15 protein-coding genes are annotated in these 17563 nt (G+C 71.2%); 5 read left to right on the forward strand and 10 right to left on the reverse strand.

Annotation, left to right across the window (positions count from 1 at the left end; genetic code table 11):
• From ACFQ8C_RS15470 to ACFQ8C_RS15500, 7 genes are all read right to left on the reverse strand, one after another.
• Positions 1-1917 (reverse strand): PP2C family protein-serine/threonine phosphatase (locus ACFQ8C_RS15470; RefSeq protein ID WP_383456927.1); only part of this gene is annotated, 1917 nt, incomplete at its 3' end.
• A 238-nt stretch (positions 1918-2155) separates the two neighbouring features.
• Positions 2156-3382, reverse strand: a complete 1227-nt coding sequence (locus tag ACFQ8C_RS15475) for an MFS transporter (RefSeq protein WP_383456930.1) — start codon at positions 3380-3382, stop codon at positions 2156-2158.
• Positions 3383-3707: 325 nt separating this feature from the next.
• Positions 3708-4592, reverse strand: a complete 885-nt coding sequence (locus ACFQ8C_RS15480; RefSeq protein ID WP_383456932.1) for a dioxygenase — start codon at positions 4590-4592, stop codon at positions 3708-3710.
• Positions 4589-5659: a maleylacetate reductase gene (locus ACFQ8C_RS15485; RefSeq protein ID WP_383456935.1), complete on the reverse strand. Its 1071-nt coding sequence runs from the start codon at positions 5657-5659 to the stop codon at positions 4589-4591. Before ACFQ8C_RS15485 ends, ACFQ8C_RS15480 begins: the two co-directional genes overlap by 4 nt.
• Positions 5656-6060, reverse strand: coding sequence for a nuclear transport factor 2 family protein (locus ACFQ8C_RS15490; protein WP_383456937.1), 405 nt, complete (start codon positions 6058-6060; stop codon positions 5656-5658). The genes ACFQ8C_RS15485 and ACFQ8C_RS15490 overlap by 4 nt, the downstream gene beginning before the upstream one ends.
• Positions 6061-6080: 20 nt before the next feature.
• The gene (locus ACFQ8C_RS15495) at positions 6081-6932 is read right to left on the reverse strand and encodes an NAD(P)-dependent oxidoreductase (protein ID WP_383456940.1); all 852 of its coding nucleotides are present in this window, start codon (positions 6930-6932) and stop codon (positions 6081-6083) included.
• A 212-nt stretch (positions 6933-7144) separates the two neighbouring features.
• Positions 7145-8215, reverse strand: coding sequence for a zinc-binding dehydrogenase (locus tag ACFQ8C_RS15500; RefSeq protein ID WP_383456943.1), 1071 nt, complete (start codon positions 8213-8215; stop codon positions 7145-7147).
• Between the two features lie 328 nt (positions 8216-8543).
• Here ACFQ8C_RS15500 and ACFQ8C_RS15505 point away from each other — a divergent pair, with 328 nt between their 5' ends.
• Entirely contained in the window at positions 8544-9278 is a 735-nt protein-coding gene (locus ACFQ8C_RS15505) for a helix-turn-helix domain-containing protein (RefSeq protein WP_383456945.1), read from the forward strand.
• Positions 9279-9308: 30 nt separating this feature from the next.
• Here the strand turns inward: ACFQ8C_RS15505 and ACFQ8C_RS15510 are convergent, their stop codons facing one another.
• The 3 genes from ACFQ8C_RS15510 to ACFQ8C_RS15520 are packed head-to-tail and all read right to left on the reverse strand — an operon-like array spanning position 9309 to position 11850.
• Complete coding sequence (locus ACFQ8C_RS15510) at positions 9309-9983, reverse strand: 3-oxoacid CoA-transferase subunit B (RefSeq protein WP_383456947.1); 675 nt, start codon at positions 9981-9983, stop codon at positions 9309-9311.
• Entirely contained in the window at positions 9980-10648 is a 669-nt protein-coding gene (locus tag ACFQ8C_RS15515; protein WP_383456949.1) for a 3-oxoacid CoA-transferase subunit A, read from the reverse strand. Before ACFQ8C_RS15515 ends, ACFQ8C_RS15510 begins: the two co-directional genes overlap by 4 nt.
• Positions 10645-11850 (reverse strand): thiolase family protein, encoded by a 1206-nt coding sequence (locus ACFQ8C_RS15520; RefSeq protein WP_383456952.1) that lies wholly within the window; start codon positions 11848-11850, stop codon positions 10645-10647. The genes ACFQ8C_RS15515 and ACFQ8C_RS15520 overlap by 4 nt, the downstream gene beginning before the upstream one ends.
• A gap of 83 nt (positions 11851-11933) precedes the next feature.
• Between ACFQ8C_RS15520 and ACFQ8C_RS15525 the strand changes: the two genes are divergently transcribed.
• The 4 genes from ACFQ8C_RS15525 (at position 11934) to ACFQ8C_RS15540 (ending at position 17483) form a co-directional block, all read left to right on the forward strand.
• Positions 11934-12818 (forward strand): LysR substrate-binding domain-containing protein, encoded by an 885-nt coding sequence (locus ACFQ8C_RS15525; RefSeq protein ID WP_383456954.1) that lies wholly within the window; start codon positions 11934-11936, stop codon positions 12816-12818.
• A gap of 130 nt (positions 12819-12948) precedes the next feature.
• A complete protein-coding gene (locus ACFQ8C_RS15530; RefSeq protein ID WP_383456957.1) occupies positions 12949-13506 on the forward strand; it encodes a TetR/AcrR family transcriptional regulator in 558 nt (185 codons plus the stop codon).
• A 219-nt stretch (positions 13507-13725) separates the two neighbouring features.
• Entirely contained in the window at positions 13726-14598 is an 873-nt protein-coding gene (locus ACFQ8C_RS15535) for a hypothetical protein (protein ID WP_383456959.1), read from the forward strand.
• Between the two features lie 830 nt (positions 14599-15428).
• Complete coding sequence (locus ACFQ8C_RS15540) at positions 15429-17483, forward strand: trypsin-like serine protease (RefSeq protein ID WP_383456962.1); 2055 nt, start codon at positions 15429-15431, stop codon at positions 17481-17483.
• Positions 17484-17563: the final 80 nt, after the last annotated feature.

A 17563-nucleotide genomic window follows, 5' to 3' on the forward strand; every position in this document is an offset into this window, starting at 1 on the left:
GCGTGGGGGGGTGTTATCTTGCACCCACCCCCCCAAACGGGCCTGCGGCCCCCGGCCGCGCGCCGGGGCGGGGCGGGGGCCACGGGGGTCGTCGGGAAGCTCGAACGAGGCGACGTCGCCGTCGGGGGTGCCTCGGGTCCGGACGACGAGCAGGACGGCGTCGTCGTCCGTGTGCTCGCGGTCGGGCAGGAGGTCCGACAGGACGGTGTCACACAACTCGTCCAGGGCGAGGGCCGGTTCGCCGTTCCGGTCCGCGACCGGGAACCGGTCGTTCTCGGCGACGGCTCGGGACACCACTCGCTCCAGCTGGTCCAGTCCCTCGCCGATGTCCCTGGTGCTGGATTCGACGAGGCCGTCCGTGCAGAACACGAGAAGGCTGTTGTCGGGCAGGTGAAGTTCGTAGGTGCCGAAAGGCGGTTCGGCGGCTCCCAGCGGCGGGTCGATGTCCGGCTCGGGGCGCACGACCGTTCCGTCGGGGTGGACGACGATCGGCGGGGGGTGACCGGCCGTGGAGAACCTGCAGATCCGTGTGACGGGGTCGTACTCGGCGTACAGGCAAGTGGCGTACGAGTCGTCACCGAGATCACGGACGAGGTCGCCGAGGTGGGCGAAGAGCTCGTCCGGCGGGATGTCCAGGTCGGCGAGGGTACGGACCGCGGTGCGCAGCCGGGCCATGGTGACTGCCTCGGTGACGCCGTGGCCCATGACGTCGCCGACGACCAGGGCGACCCGGTCGCTGGACAGGGGGATCACGTCGTACCAGTCGCCCCCGACCTCACCGTTCTGGCCTGCGGGCAGATAGCGGGCGCAGGCGGAGACGGCGGGCGGCGAGGGCAGCGTGCGGGGCAGCAGGCCGCGCTGGAGTTCCTGGGCACGGGTGTGCTCGGCGTCGTAGAGGCGTGCCCGTTCCAGCGCCTGCGCCACCAGGCCGCTGAGCGCCGTCAGCAGGGTGCGTTGCCCGTCGCTGAAGGAGCGCTCTTCGGAGAACGAGATGACGCAGCATCCGATGCCGCGGCCGGAGGCGATGAGGGGAAGTACCGCCCAGGCCCTTTTGCCGGACACGTTCACGAGGCTTTCCAGTGGCGGGAAGAGCCGGAGGAACTCGGCCGGCGACTCCGCGAAGCAGGGCGTCCTGGTGCGCAGGACCATCGTCGCCGCTGTGTGGGTGGTGAGGGGTACTCCCTCGATCCGGTCCAGGAATTCCTGGGAGTAGCCGGTGGAACCGAGGATGTGCAGGTGGTCGCGCTCGATGATCTCGACCAGCATTCCGTCGGCCCCGAACGGCGGCAGTACGCGTTCCTGTACGGCTCGGACCACGTCCAGGGAGCCGACGGCCTCCGCGAGGGCGACGGTGAGTTCGCTCATACGGAGCTCGGCGGCGGCACCGTCTCCGGTGTCGTCGCCCTCTCGCGGCTGCCGATCGGATTCTTCGCTTCCGGGCTCGGCTCGTCGGGCGGCCCATGCGGCGACGGTGGCGAGGAAGGACCAGTCTTCCGTGGTCGGGGAACCGGTCCCGGTGGTGAGTACGGACAGCACACCGATCGGGCCGTCCGGGGCGGGCAGCGGCACGGACGCGGTCCCGGAAGCGCCTGTTCCCATCCCGTCGGCGGACCAGACGCCGGTGCCGGAGCGCGCAGCGCGGGCGGGCGGCACCTCCTCCACCTCGTGGACCCTCGCCCATGCCGTGCTGAAGCCCGGGACCAGACCGCTCACCGCCGCCAGGCGCAGCTCGCCCGGAGCGGCTCCTCGCAGGTGGATGAACCCGCCCAGACCGCCCAGGCCGGCCATCGCCTGCTGGGTGGCCAGCAGCAAGGCCGCCGGCCCCGTCGACCCGTCGGCTTCGGTGCCCAGCAAGCGCAATCGCACGGCCTTCGACTGCGCCGTGTCTCTCACGGGACCGGCGTTCGCGGTCGCCATGTCGCCTCCTGCCAGGAGAGGGCGGCTCTCTGCCATCGACAGCCCGGTGCGGGGCAGCATGCGCTCACGGCCCGCGAGGCGGGCCGATCGGCGTCAGCTTCAGAATAGCTCCGAACGGTCGGGGGACCTGGGGCGAAGCGCTGTCGGTGAAGCGAGAAGGGCAGCGGTCCCGCGCTGGTTCCGCGGGACCGCTGCCGTCCGGCTCCGTGCTGTCGACCGGTGTACGGGACGGAGGGGATCAGGCGGCCGGCCGGACCGGGACCCTGCCCTCCGGCTCCGCGACCGGTTCGGCCGCGTGGGGACCGGTGCGCGGCAGCAGCAGGGCCACCACGGCGCCCAGGGCGAAGAAGCCGGCGCAGAGTATGAGTCCGCCGCTGAACCCGATCGAGCCCGCGAGGCCCGCCAGGGCGAAGGGTGCGAATGCGGAGACACCGCGGCCGACGTTGAAGCAGAAGCCCGAGCCCGTGGTGCGAGCCCTGGTCGGGAACAGCTCGCCCAGGTAGGAGCCGAACACGGCGAAGAAGGCCGTGAAGGCGCCGAACAGGGGGCCGAGCCACAGCAGGGCCGTCTGGTGGGTGGTGAGGGCGTAGACGGGCAGGGTGGCGATGGTGCCGACGAGGGTCAGGATGATGGTCCGGCGCCGTCCGATCCGGTCCGCGAGCATGCCGAAGCCGTTGTACCCGAGGAAGATCCCGACGTTGAGGATCGTCACGAAGACGGTCATCGACTCCGCGGGCAGTCCGCGTTCCGTGGTGAGGTAGGTCGGCAGCCAGGTCATCGCACCCCAGTAGCCGGTCAGGACGAGGGCCGCCATGAGGGTGCCGAGCAGGGTCGTGCGGCGCAGCGGGCCTCTGAGAACGTCCCCCACGGAGACGGAGTCGGCGGGCTGTCCGGCCTTCTCCGCGGCCCAGTCGGCCGACTCGCGGAACCAGACGAGGACGATCACGACGGGGACGATCACGGCGGCGCCGGCGATGAGGAACAGCAGGCGCCAGTCCGGCAGGAGCAGCCTGGAGAAGACGGCCGCGATGATGCCTCCGGCCGGAAACGCGCTGATCACGAAGGCCGCCGCACGGCCGCGGCTCTCGGCCGGCCAGGTCTCGACGATGTAGGCGGACACGACGCTCCAGACGGTGCCGAGGCCGACGCCGGCGAGGAACCGCAGGAGGAGGAAGGCGGGGAAGTTCGGCACGACGAACAGGGCGGCCGTGAACGCGCCGAAGATGACGAGCGACCCGACCAGCGCCTTCTTGCGGCCGAAGTTGTCGGCCGCGTAGCCGCCGAGGACGCTGCTGACTCCGATGCCCAGCAGGGTGGCGGTCGCGAGGAGACCTCCCTGGGCCACCGTCAGGCCCATGTCCTGCCGGATGGCCGGGAGCGTCAGGGACAGAAGGACGATCTCCAGCGCGTCGAACAGGTAGGCGATGAAACACCCGCCGAGCACGATCCAACGAGTACGTCGCATGCTTAGACCTCCGGGTCGGGCTGCCGGCGCATCCGGGCAGCACTGATCTGCGTGTCACGTGAGAGTGAGAAGTCCCTGGGGGGACGCGTCGGGGGCCGTGATCCGGCAGCACCCGGTCCTGGCGCGCTCGGCGTCGGCGGGCGCGCGGTGCGGCATCGACCGGAGGCCGATGAGGCTCACGGTCGGCTCTGATCGGCCCTGGGTCGGGCCGTGTCGTCGGTCCCGCTGGTGCGAGGGGGGGTGAGGACGCTCCGCCCGGCTCGGGCTTCCCCGCGGGGCGGGCCGGGCGGAGCTCCTGTCCGGGCGTTGGGGTGACCTGACGCGGTCAGCGGTCGCCTTCGGCGACGAGGACGAGGTCGTAGGTCATGCTCGTCCAGGTCTCCCGCCGGTCCGACCCGTCAGGGGCCTGGCCGGCGGGGTGGTGCTCGGCCTCGACCACGAGGCTGTCCTTCACGCCGAACACCGCGTCGTGTCCGAGGTGGGGGTCGCCGGCCACGAAGATGTGGGTGATCAGGGTGCGATGGCCCGGGGCGACGACCTTGAAATGAAGGTGCGCCGGCCGCATGGGGCCTCGGCCCGCCGCTTTGAGGAGCTCACCGACGGGACCGTCGTGCGGGATGGGGTACGGCGTAGGCAGGACCGTCCAGAACCGGTACGAGCCGTCGGGGGCCGCCCTCAGCCAGCCGCGTCCCGCGGAGTGGTCGGCGGAGTACTGGACGTCGTAGAAGCCGTCGTCGTCGGCTCCCCACACGTGCAGCAGCGCACCGCCGACCGGGCTGCCGTCCACCGACCGCACCCGGCCCGACACGTAGCACGGCGTTCCTGCCGCTCCGCGCGCGATGTCACCGCCGAGCGGCACCTCGGGGGCGTCGTCGACGTAGAACGGTCCGAAGACGGTCGCCTCCGTCGCCCCGGGTTCTTTCGGCTCGTTGATCGCGACGGTGAGCATGGACAGGCCCAGGACGTCGGACAGCAGGATGAACTCCTGGCGGCGGTCGTCGGTGATGTGCCCCGCCCGGGTGAGGAACTCGATCGCCGTCTCCCATTCCCGCTCGCCGAGCCGGATCTCTCGGGCGAAGGCGTGCAGGTGGCGGACCAGGCTCAGCATGACCTCACGGAGCCGCGGATCACCCGTTCCGTCGAAGCTGGCGAGGACCTTGTCGGTCACCGCCCGTTCGCGGTCCTCCACGGCGGAGTGCTCTTCCTTCATGTGTCCTCCCTGGTGGGAGCCGTCCCCGCCCACGCGGCGTACAGCAGGGTCCTGAGGCCGTCGGCCGTGACGGGGGTCGGGTTGTCGGCGGGAGCGAGCGCGAGGACGTCGTCGAGGACGGTGTCCACGTCGGTCTTGCGCAGTCCCAGTTCCCGCAGGCCCGCGGGGATCCCGAGCTTGTGGCCGAGCTCGTGCAGCCCCTGGACGGGGTCGTCCGTACCCAGCGCGGAGGCGATGCGGAAGGCGGCCTCGGGTGCGTTCGGCGCGTTGTGGGCCAGCACGTGCGGCAGCACGATCGCGTGGGTCTCGGCGTGAGGAAGGTCGAAGGCGCCGCCGAGGACGTGGCAGATCTTGTGGTGCAGCCCGGACCCCGCGACGGCGAACGCCGAGCCCGCGAGGTAGGCGCCGAGGAGCAGGTCGGCCCTGCCCGCGCCGTCCTCCGGATCGGCGGCGAGGGCGGGAAGACCGGCCGCCAGGTACCGGATGCCGTCCGTGGCGACGGCGCTCGACACGGGGTTGCGCCGGGGGGCCCAGAACGCCTCGACGCAGTGGGCCATGGCGTTGAGGCCGCTGGCCACCGAAAGCGCGACCGGCAGCGTCAGCGTCAGGTCGGGGTCGTAGACGACGGTGCGCGGGAGCACGATCGGGTCGGTGCCGGTGGTCTTGCGGCTCCCCCGCGTCAGGCCCCATACAGCGGTGACCTCGGAACCCGCGTACGTGGTGGGTACGGCCACGATCGGCAGTCCGGTGGTCAGCGCGACCGCCTTGGCCGTGCCCGTCGTCGAACCGCCGCCCACGCACAGCACCAGGTCGGCGTCGACCGCCGCCTCGCGGGCGCTTTCCGCGACCTCGACCGGCACGTGCGGGCGGACGCCGGAGAAGGTGGCGGTGATCCGGTCCGCGAAGGGGGCGCACAGCTCGCGGGCCAGTGCCGCCTCGGACGCGCCGGCGATGAGCAGGATCCGCCGGGCGCCGAACGCGTCGACCTCGGCCGGCAGCCTGGTACTCGCGACGCCGGGGCCGAAGACGACGCGTCCGGGCAGGGCCTCGTAGGTGAACGACGTCATCGGACGGCCTCCGGCAGGACGGTGGGCTGGTAGCCCAGGAACAGCCAGCTGTCGTTCTCGCGCACCCAGACGGCCATCGACCGGTTGGCGAGGGTCTTGCGCACTCCGCCCGCGGTGATGTCGGCGTGCATCTCACCGATCACCACGGCGGCGTCCCCGGACACGATGATCCGGTCCACGGGGTGGTCGATGCGGTGGTAGACGTAGAAGCCCGTACGGAGCTTGTCCCGGTACGAGTCGAGCGTGTCCACCAGCGCGTTGGAGTGGGTGTAGGCGAGGTCCGGATGGGCGAGCGCGGTGAAGGCGTCGAGGTCGCCCGCGACGACCGCCGCGTAGCGGGCGTCTTCCAGGGTTCGGATCGTCGCCTCGGCGTCGATCGTGGAGGTGCTGTCGGCAGTCATGGAGTCGTTTCCTTCTTTCGTCACTGGGCGCGCGAGCCGCTGCGCAGCCGTAGAGCGGTGAGGACCTGGGCCATGTCCCCCTGGCCGAGCCCGTTGGCCGTCGCGTAGTCGAGGACGGCGAAGGCGGCCTCGGACGCGGGCAGGGCGAGCCGGTGCGTACGGGCGAGGTCGAGCGCCAGGCCGAGGTCTTTGCGGATCAGGGACACCGGGGCGGCCACGCCCGCGGTGTCCGGCGAGAGGAACGCCTCCTGCTTGTAGGAGACGTACGGCGCGCCGGCGGCGCTGTTGCGCAGCACGGCGTAGAAGGACTCGAGGTCGAGGCCGCCCGCTTCGGCGATGAGCAGGCCCTCGGCGACACCCTGGCTCAGCGCGGCGAGCACGGCGTTGACGGCGAGTTTCGCCGCCGAGCCCGCGCCGGCCGGACCCGAGTGGAACTGGGCCGCGGTCATCGCGGCCAGGATGGGGAGAAGCTGCTCGAACTGTTCCCGGCTCGCGCCGACCATGGTCGTGATCGTGCCGGCCTCGGCCATCGACACGCTTCCCGAGACGGGGGCGTCGACGACGGCCACCGGGGCCGTTTCGGCCAGGTCCCGCACCAGCGCGGGCCCGACGGTGCCCATGACCACGTGGAGGTGGTCCCGCGAGGCGCCCGCGAGGCCCTTCTCGACGAAGGCCCGGGTCGTGGCCCCGTCGGGCAGCATGCTGATGGTGAGCGGCGCCTGGGCGAGGTCGGTCATCGAGTCGGCGAGCGTGACGTCTTCCGGCGCCTGGGTGAGCGCCGGGTCGTAGCCGAGGACCGTGTGTCCGGCCCACGCCAGGTGGCAGGCCATCGGCAGGCCCATGCGCCCGAGGCCGGCGAATCCGATCAGCACGGGGTTCCTCCGGTGCGTTCGGCGTTCGGTGTCGTGAGGGCGGCGCTGTGGCGGTCGGTCGGTGGCATCGGTGCTCCTGGGGTCGGTGACGAGCACGGCCGCGATGTGCGGTGGGGCTTCGTCGGGGTCGGGGTGTTCCGCGGAGATGAACGACCGCACTCGGGGTGTCGCGTCTCGACGACCGCGGAGCGAGGTCGGGCGGGAGGGAGCCTTCAGGGGCGGGCCGACGGGTCCACGAGGACCTTTCCGTCGACCGAGCCGCTCGCCAGACGCTCCAGGCCCGAGTCCACCAGGCGCTCGAGGGGGATCACGTCGTCGAGGAGGAGGCTTCCCAGGGGCCCGGCGGCGAGGATGTCGAGCGCGGGCCGCAGATCGTCCTGACAGACGTGTGCGACGGTGGAGTCGATCGTGATCTCGCGAAGGGCCAGCGCGAACATGTCCACGTCCGGCTTCTCCTTGGGGAGCCCGACGGCGAGGACGCGTCCGCCGACGGCGACCATGGCGAGCGCGTTGGCGTACTGGCCCGGCGCGCCGCTGGCCTCGATCACGACGTCGGCGCCCACGCCCGCCGTCGCCTCCAGCACTGCCGCGACGACGTCGTCACGGGCGGAGAGCGTGCGCGTCGCCCCCAGCTCCAGGGCGCGCGTCAGCTTCCGGCCGGGCATGTCGATGACGGTCACATCCGCCTCGTACAGGTGGTTCAGGCCGGCGAGGACGAACGTGCCGATCGCGCCCGCGCCGATCACCACGACGCGGTCCCCGTCGCGGACGCCGGCGCGGCGGGCGGCGTGCAGCCCGACGGCCAGGGGCTGCGCCATGCCGGCGTGGTCGAGGGACAGTCCCTCGGGAACCGTGCGCAGCGTGTGCGCGGGGGCCGCGACGTACTCGGCGAGCCCGCCGTGGGCGTTCAGTCCCAGCGTGTAGTACCGGCGGCAGATGTTGGTACGTCCCTGGGCGCAGCGGTCGCACTCGCCGCACCAGACGCCGGCGCCCGCGGCGACGATCTGTCCCGCGCGCAGGTCCGGGTCACCGCGGACCTCGACGACCTCACCCACGAATTCGTGACCGGGGATCATGGGGCCGTGATGGCCGCTGGCCGAGTGGGGGCGGGTGAGCGGAACCATCACCGGTCCCGTGGCCCACTCCGTGGCGTCGGTGCCGCAGATTCCGTTGCGCCGCACCGAGATCAGGACCTCTCCGTCACGTGGGACGGGGACCGGCACGTTCTCGATGCGTATGTCCCGCGCACCGTGATACACAGCGGCGCGCATAGTCTCGGCCATGATCGACTCCCAGTCGTGGTGCGCCCCGTGGTTGCCACCGGTTTCTTCGTCCGCCTCGGGCACCACGGCTCGGAGGGCGGACGGGCCGGTCTCTCGTCGGACGGATGACCGCCGGACCACAGAGGCAAGAATGTTCACTCACAATGAACGTGTGCGTCCATACTGAACATGCGGGCGCAGCATGTCAACGGGCTGTTTCACAGGAGTCAACGTTTATGCCCGCAATACCCGCGCATGACGTGGTCAACTGTTCACCGCAAACGAACGCGTGTAACGTTCCGTAACAGCGGGCGGGCGACGACAACCGGCCGGCAGGAGGGGCGGACACGTGGAAGAGGACATCGGCCGGGCGCTTCGTGAGGCCAGGAAAGCCCAGGGCATCAGCCTGCGGGCCCTCGCCGCGGAAACCGGCATCTCCGCAAGCCTTCTCTCCCAGGTGGAGAACGGGAAGTCGCAGCCTTCCGTCAGCACCCTGTACACGTTGGTCAGCAGGCTGCGGATATCGCTCGACGACCTTCTCGGCCTTGACGCCGACGAAAGCCCCGAGCCCTCACCACAGCAGCACGACGCCGAACCCGCCGGGGCGAACCGTGCCGGGCTCATCCTCCAGCGTGCCGCCGAGAACCCGGTCCTCACCATGGACGGCGGTGTGCGCTGGGAGCGCCTGGCCTCGTTCGACGACGGCTTGGTGGAAGCCCTGCTGGTCACCTACCCGGGCGGGGCGAGCAGCTCCGTGGAGGGGACCCTCATGCGGCACAGCGGTTTCGAGTTCGCGTACCTGCTGGAGGGATCCCTCACGCTGGCGCTGGAGTTCGACCGGTACAGGCTCGGTGCCGGTGATTCGTTCTGCTTCGACTCGACCCGCCCGCACATGTACGTCAACCAAGGCCGCGAGAAGGCACGCGGCCTGTGGTACGTGGTCGGACGGAACGCCGCCGACCACACCCGGGAGCGTCTGGCGGACCTGCTGGGCCGGGTCGCCGGCGACAGCGCGGCGAACCCGGCCAACGTCGTCGAGGTGTTCCGGCGTCTCGGCGCGGAGGGCCTCGCGACGGACGGCTGAACACGCGCGGAGCCCGGGCTCCGCGCGTGTTCAGCTCCGGGCCGGCAGCAGCGGCAGGTCCAGGCGGCCGGCGAGTTCGTCCACGCCGATGCCGAAGGTCTCCCGGGCTACGACGCCCCGCGGTGTGACGTCGAGGACGGCGAGGTCGCTGTAGACCCGGTCGACGCAGCCCAGGCCGGTCAGCGGGTAGGTGCACCGGGGCACGAGCTTGGGGGCTCCGTCCTTGGTGAACAGCGTCATCATGACGAAGACCTTCTTGGCGCCGATCGCCAGGTCCATGGCTCCGCCGACCGCCGGGATGGCGTCGGGGGCGCCAGTGTGCCAGTTGGCGAGATCGCCCGCGGCGCTCACTTGGAAGGCTCCCAGGACACAGATGTCGAGGTGGCCGCCGCGCATCATGGCGAAGGAGTCGGCGTGGTGGAAGTACGCCGCTCCCGGCAGTTCGGTCACGGGGATCTTGCCGGCGTTGGTCAGTTCGGGGTCGATGGCGTCGTCTTGGGCGGCCGGGCCCATGTTGAGCATGCCGTTCTCGGTGTGGAGCACCACGCCGGAGCCGCTCGGCAGGTGGTCGGCGACGAGCGTCGGCCGGCCGATGCCGAGGTTGACGTACGAACCGTGCGGGATGTCCCGGGCCACGAGGGCTGCGATGGCGTGCTGGTCCAGTGGCCGGTTCCCTGCGCCCCGCGAGGGCTGTCGCGTGTTCATGTACGGGCCTCCTGTACCACGCGGTCGACGAAGATGCCCGGTGTCACCACGGCCTCGGGATCGATGCGGCCGGTATCGACGACCTCACGGACCTGGGCGATCACCGTGGTCGCGGCGGTGGCCATGACCGGCCCGAAGTTGCGCGCGGTCTTGCGGTAGACGAGGTTGCCCATGCGGTCGGCCCGGTGCGCTCCGATCAGTGCGACGTCGCCCCTGATCGGGTACTCCAGGACGTAGGCGCGGCCGTCGATCACCCGGGTCTCCTTGCCTTCGGCCAGCGGGGTCCCGGCTCCGGTGGGACAGAAGAAGGCGCCGATCCCGGCTCCGGCGGCTCTGATCCGCTCGGCGAGGTTGCCCTGCGGCACCACTTCGAGTTCGACCTTGCCTGCCCGGTACAGCTCGTCGAAGACGTAGGAGTCGGACTGGCGGGGGAAGGAGCAGACGACTTTACGGACCCTGCCCTTCGCCAGCAGCGCCGCGAGGCCGGTGTCGCCGTTGCCGGCGTTGTTGGACACCACGGTCAGGTCCTTGGCGCCCTGCCGGATGAGCCCGTCGATCAGGTCGACCGGCATGCCGGCCATCCCGAAGCCGCCGACGAGCACGGTGGATCCGTCCTCGACATCGGCGACCGCTTCGTCGGCGCCGGCGCACATCTGAACGGTCATCGGCCTGTCCCCCTGACGTTCTCCAGGACCACGGCGAGCGCCTGCCCGACTCCGATGCAGATCGCGGCCACCCCCCACCGTTCGCCGCACTCCACGAGCCGGTGGGCCAGCGTGCCGAGGAGACGGCCGCCGGACGCGCCCAGCGGGTGCCCGAGGGCGATGGCCCCGCCCTTGACGTTGACGATCGACGGGTCGATGTCCCAGGCGTCCACGCAGGCCAGGGCCTGAACGGCGAACGCCTCGTTGAGTTCGACCGCCGAGATGTCGGACCAGGTGATGCCCGCGCTCTTCAGGGCCCGGTTCGCCGCCTCCACAGGGGCGAAGCCGAAGGCCTGCGGATCGAGCGCGTACACCCCGCGACCCGCGATACGGGCCAGCGGGTCCGTGCCCATGCGCGCGGCCGCGGCCCGCGAGCCGAGGAGCACGGCTGAGGCGCCGTCGCTCAGCGGCGAGGCGTTGCCCGCCGTGATCGCGCCGTCGAGCCGGAACGACGGCTTGAGCGCGGCGAGTTTCCCGGCGGTGGACCCGGGCCTGATGCCCTCGTCACGGGCGAGCACGCCACCCGTGCGGTGCACCTCGACGGGTACGACGAGCCCGTCGTAGAAGCCGTCCGCCCAGGCCTGGTCCGCGAGGCGGTGGGACCGGGCGGCGAACTCGTCCTGCCGTTCCCGCGGGATGTGGAACCGGTCGGCGAGCTGCTCGTTGGCCTCCCCCAGGGAGACGGTCCACTCCTTCGGCATCCGCGCGTTGACGAGGCGCCATCCGAGTGTCGTGGAGACCGCGGTCACGTCCCCGGCGGGATGGGCCCGGTCGGGCTTGGGCAGGACCCACGGGGCCCGGGTCATCGACTCCACGCCGCCGGTCAGCACGATGTCCGCGTCACCGGTCTCGATCGCGCGGGAGGCGATGATCGCCGCGTCCAGGGAGGATCCGCACAGGCGGTTGACGGTCGTGGCGGGAACGGAGGTGGGCAGTCCGGCCAGCAGGACGGCCATGCGCCCGACGTTGCGGTTGTCCTCACCGGCTCCGTTGGCGTTTCCCCAGACGACGTCGTCGATCGCCCCCGGGTCCAGGCCCGGCGTTCTGGCCAGCACCCCGTTCACCGCCCTGGCTGCCAGGTCGTCCGGACGGACACCGGCGAGGGCACCGGAGAACCGCCCGAACGGCGTTCTGACAGCCGCGTACACATAGCTCTCGGTCATGTCCTCACGGTAGGAGCGGGCCCTTCATCACGTCCAAGACCTAGTTGTTCTCCATTGATAAGCCAGCGGCATAAAATAGTCCGATGGAGCTACGTCAGGCCCGCTACTTCCTCGTGCTCGCCGAGGAGTGCCACTTCGGGCGGGCGGCGGCCCGCCTGCACGTGGCCCAGCCCGCCCTGTCCCAACAGATCAAGCACCTGGAGCGCGAGCTGGGCATCGCCCTCTTCCACCGGTCCACCCGCCACGTCGAACTCACCGAAGCGGGCCGGCACCTCATGGGCTACGCCCACACCCTGGTCACCGAGGCCGAGCGGGCGCGCGTCCACATGACGGAACTCGCCACGGGCCAGGCCGGCCGCGTGTCCGTCGGCTTCATCGGCACCGCCACCTACGACGTCCTCCCCCGCGTCGCCCGCACCGTACGGGCAGAGCTGCCCCACATCGTCATGGAACTGCACGGCGAGCTGCTCACCCCCCAGCTCACCGACGGGCTGCGCACCGGCGTGTACGACCTGGCGGTCTTCCGCCCCGCCATCCCTTCCGAGAACGTGGACATCACCCCTCTGCGCACCGAGCCGCTGGTCGCCGTGCTCCCGGCACACCACCCGCTGGCCGGGCAGAGGAAGATCACCCTGAGCGCGCTGGCGGGAGAGGCCTTCGTCGTCCACACCGCCCCACCGCGGTCCGCCATGTACGACCGCGTCCTGGCGGCCTGCGCCCGCGCGGGCTTCCGGCCGTCCTCCCTCGTCGAGGTCGGCGAGACGGCGACCCTCGTCGTCCTCGTGGCGGCGGGACACGGCGTGGCGCTCGTACCGGAATCGGTACAGAGCCTCCGGCTCGACGGCGCCACCTACGTACCCCTGGCCGAGAGGGAGACCGTAGACCTCGTCCTGGGCCGGCGGGCCCACCGCAACACACCCGCCGCGCAGCAGGTCGCCGCGGTCATCGAGAGATGCGTACGCGACTGAACAAGCCACCCGCTCACCACGGCCCCGCCCCTTACGATGGCGGCTGACACCACTCGGAACGGGGCGGGATGTGACAGCGCGGGATCAGCCGCAGGAGCGGTCTCGGCGGCCTGGGGGACGCGCGGCCCTGGTGGTCGCCGCGGTGCGGCGGGCGGCGGAGGAACTGCTCGAAGAGGTGGGCTACGAGGGCCTGATCCTCACCGAGGTGGCGACCCGCGCCCACGTGAACAAGACGACCGTCTACCGCCGCTGGCCGACCAAGGTGGATCTGGTCACCGACCTGTTCCTCTCCCTCACCGCCGAGCAGGACATCGGCCGGGACACCGGAAGCCTCGTCGGCGATCTGACGGCCCTGATCCACGACATCGTGGGCAACGTGAGCAACCCGGCCGCGCGTGCCGTGCTCAGCGTGGTGATCGGCGGGGTACTCGACGAGGAGGCTCGGGCGGCCCGCGCGGCGTTCTGGGCCGAGCGGTTCAGCCGTGGTGCCGCGATCGTCGATCGCGCTGTCGCGCGCGGCGAGCTGCCCGCCGACACCGACGCACGCCTCTTGCTGGAGGACGCGTGCAGCCCGGCGTACTTCCGCCTCCTGATCAGCGGCGAGACCCTCACCGACGCGGACGTCGAGCTGTTCGCCCGCCGCGCCGCCGGGCGCGCCCAGGGTCTGCCCGACCAGGGCCTCCAGTGACCTCCCCTCCCGCTTCACCGACCGCCATCCGCCTCTGACCGGCGGGAATCGCCTTCCCCTCCAGTCCGGGAGCCTCGGTTCGCCGCGCCCCGCGGCGGTACCGCACCCTGGCATGCGGTCGCGCGTACGCGCATGTCCTCCGCTCTTGACTCCCGTGTCACCCACCTCCACGATAAAAGCAACCGCAGTTGATATTGCAACGTAACCGGAGGTGTACGGATGCTCAGCAGGAGACGCTTCGTGACGATGGCGGCGGTAACGACGGGCCTGGGGCTCACCCGCACGCCCCTGTCCGACGCGAGCGCGGCGACACCCGCCCTCGACCTGACGGCCTCCATCGACGGCCGCGCGATCGACCGCACGGCGGTCCTCCAGTGGGAGGCACGCCGACTCAGGGTGGCCGCCGAGCGGCTCAGCCACCACCTGCCCGCCGGACTCACCACCGAACTGGGCAGCCTTCTCGACGACTCCTCCCCAGACATCACGACCGTGCCCCAGGACCGAGAACGTCTGGTGGACGTGAAGCTGAGCCTGGGGCAGGAAGAGATCCGCGACCGCATGGCCCCCGACCTCGCGATCACGACCCCCATGAGCACTCTGGCGGCGGCCGCGAACGAGTGGTCGACGAGCAGCTGCGAGATCTCCGCTTCGATCGGCACCGCCCAGGGCTTCCTGGGCTGGTTCAACGGCTGCATGGATCGCAACGACGAACGCGCCATGCTCATCGCCAACCCCGACCACTACCTCATCGACAGCCCTCGGCCAGGAGCACAGGAGGTGATCGAGGTGACGGGCGGCGCCCTGCTGGCCGCCCGGTTCCTCATCGACTACAGCGACAACGCCGGCGTCCCGATCGCCCGGGACCCCCTTTTCCCGGTCCAGACCTCCGGCTGGGCCCGCTCCGGCGAGGGCACCAAGATCGGCGGGGTGCGCCACCAGTTCCGCGACAACCCGCAGGGCGGATTCACCGCCAAACTCGCCGTGGCGTTCCCGGCAACACTGCCGCCGCGGATGTTCTCCGAGCACCAGTGGCACCTGGCGTGCGAGTTCTCCAACTGGGTGAGCGGCTACGTGGCCTCCACCCGAACCTGACCCTCCACCCCCACCCGACGGCCCGCCGGCCGCCATCCAGCGGGCCGCTTGTCATGCACACCTAATATTTGACCAGCGGCAGCGCCCTGGGCGGCACGAAGGCCCTTACGATGTTCACTCACACTGCACACGTGCGTTTAAACTGAACACTCCGCATCTACCCGTCACCTCGGCGCCGCCTTCAGGCCCCCGGCCTTCCAAGCCGCGTTCCAGGCTCCCGGAGCCACCCTTCCGCTCGCCACACCCGGCGATCGCGTCGACCCCACGAACGGAACGGCGCATGAACCGGATACTCCAGCTGCCGCGCGCCCCTGAAGCACAAGCCATCCTGGCCGCCCTTTCCGCACGGGACGTGCCGCGGCGATCACCGGCTTGATGTCGGCGTCGATGATGTCGTCGCCGAACTGGCCGTCGACGGACCCCGGCGGACCCACGGGCGCGCCGCTCCCTGTGAGCGTGATCCGGCCACTGCCGTCGCCGGCGCGGGGAGCGGAGCTCCTCCGCGGGGCACTCGTCGAGGTTGTCGGGAGCATCACCGCAAGTGCGGTGAGTAGGACGACACTTCGTGCGCGATCCGGTCCGTCGGGCGCCGAACTGCCTGTCATGGCTGCACGTTGACGCTCCATCATGTGTCCTCGCCGGGCGGAACCGCTTCGGCGGCAGAGGGCGCCGTCCGGTGACTCCCGTCAGCGGGCCGGTGTGACAGGGGGACATCCCGGACGCTCCGATGATCATTTTTCGCCATCGAGCTGGTACCTTCCCGCGAGCGGTTGACCTCCGCTTTCTTCTCGCCCGGCCGACTGTGCCGGTGCGCTCATTAAGGAACGTTCGTGAAGATTCGCGTTTTCAACGCGCTCGGGGCAGCGGCCGGAGTCGCCGCCCTGTGCGGCACCGCCGCGGTGGTGCCGCAGACGCCCGCGGTGCCGCCCCTGGCCCTCGTCGCCTCGCAGAGCAGTGCCGCGCCGTTCGCCGTCGAGGAGTCCGCGTACCCGGGGGCCTCGCAGATCCTGCAGGAGCAGGGCATCACCCTCAAGCGGGGCAACGGCGGGCTGCTGCTGACCGCGTGCGACAAGGCGTGGGACGTCATGGTCGAATCGCGGGTCGCCGGAGGCCGCAACTTCTGCTTCGACGCCCTGCGTCCCAACGGATACCTCGCGCTGGAGATATCCGACGCGTTCGGCATCTGGACCAAGGACGTGGCGATCCAGGCCAAGCTCACCAGCGAGGGCAAGACGACCACCGTCGACGTGGCGAAGGACTCGGTCAAGCCCGTCGGCGAGTCGGACATCCCGTCCGGTCGGAAGCCTGCGGTCCTGGCCGAGCTCCGCATCGTCAGCGGCCCGGCGGCTCCGCTGACCCCCCTTCCGGAACTCGGTTTCGTGGGTACCGCGGACATCGGGGACGCCAAGCGTTCGTGCACCGCCGTGCTGGTCGACGCGGACTGGGTGCTCACCGCCAAGAGCTGCTTCGCCGACCCGTCGACGGAGTCCGGTGAGGTCGCTGCCGGGGCTCCGAAGGAGAAGACCACGGTCACGTTCGGGTCGCAGACCGGGGATGTGGTCGACCTCGTGCCGCGCACCGACCGGGACGTCGTCCTGGCGCGCCTGGCCAAGCCCCTCGTCGGCATCGCGCCGGTCGAGGTGTCCGCCACCGGCGTCGTGGCCGGTGAGGAGGTCACCGTGGCCGGGTACGGCCGGACGCGGACCGAGTGGCGTCCCTTCACCAACCACCGTGCCTCCTTCACCGTCGACGCTCCTGCGGCGGCCGGTTTCGACCTCGGCGTGAAGTCGCCCGCCGACGCGCCGGTCTGCCAGGGTGACGCGGGTGGTCCGGTCCTGCGCACCGTCAACGGCAAGCAGGTCCTGGTGGGCCTGGTCAGCCGGGCCTTCCAGGCCGGCTGCCTCGACAGCGCCGAGACGCGGACCGGCGCGTACGGCGCCGGGACCGAAGGTCTGGGCGACTGGATCGACCTGTACCGCGCCCAGGCTCCGGGCTGGAAGACCTCCGCGGTGGTCCAGTCCGGCACCGGCGTGTACCAGGCGACGCGCACGGCCCATGGTTCCTGGACGGGGTTCACCGATGTCCAGGGCAAGGCGGGAGACCTCGGTGGCATCCGCGGCGCGGCGGTCGCCGGCGTCGGTGGCGACACTCACGTCCTCGCCATCAGCAGCAGCGGCGGCCTGTTCCACACGATCCGCAAGCAGGACGGCACGTGGGGCCGGTTCGGTGACGTCTTCTCGGTGGCCAACGCCCTCGGGAACCTGACGCAGGTCTCGGCCGTCTCCATCGGCCACGACCTGCACGTCGTCGCCGTCGCCGATGGCCGGGCGTTCCACACCTTCCGCAACGCCACCGGTCACTGGACCCCGTTCCGTGACGTCTCCGGAAGCGCGGTGACCCACGTGACCGCTGCGGCGACCGCCAGCGTCAAGGGTGAGCTCCACGTCGGCCTCGTCAGCGGCGGCAAGCCCTACCACAGCATCCGCCAGAGCAGCGGCACCTGGACGAGCTGGGGTTACGTGGCGGACGCCGCCGGCGGCACCGGTCCCGTCGGCTCGATCAGCATGGCGGGTGCCGGGGACGAGATGCACGTCGTCGTCGCGACCGACAACGGCACGCGCCAGTACCACGCCCTGCGCAAGTCCAGCGGTTCCTGGGAGTCCTTCGCCGATCTGAAGGACGTCCTGGGCACGGTGACGGCGAAGTCCGTCGGCGTGGCCGGCGTCGACGGCGAGACCCAGGTGTCCGTCACCACCGCCGACGGCAAGGTGCTCCACACGGTCCGCCGCGCCGACCGCACCTGGAGCGCACCGGTGGCGGTGCCTCTGCGGGGGCTCCCCGCCGCCGCCGGTGGTGTCGCCCTCACGACCACGTTCAGCTCCTGACGGCAGGTGCCCTCATGGTGTGACCACTGTGGGGGACGCCCGTCGTCGTCCGCTCCGGCGTGGCCGATCCGTGCCACGCC

It is taken from the genome of Streptomyces sp. NPDC056503 (genome assembly GCF_042794995.1).
GTDB lineage: Bacteria > Actinomycetota > Actinomycetes > Streptomycetales > Streptomycetaceae > Streptomyces.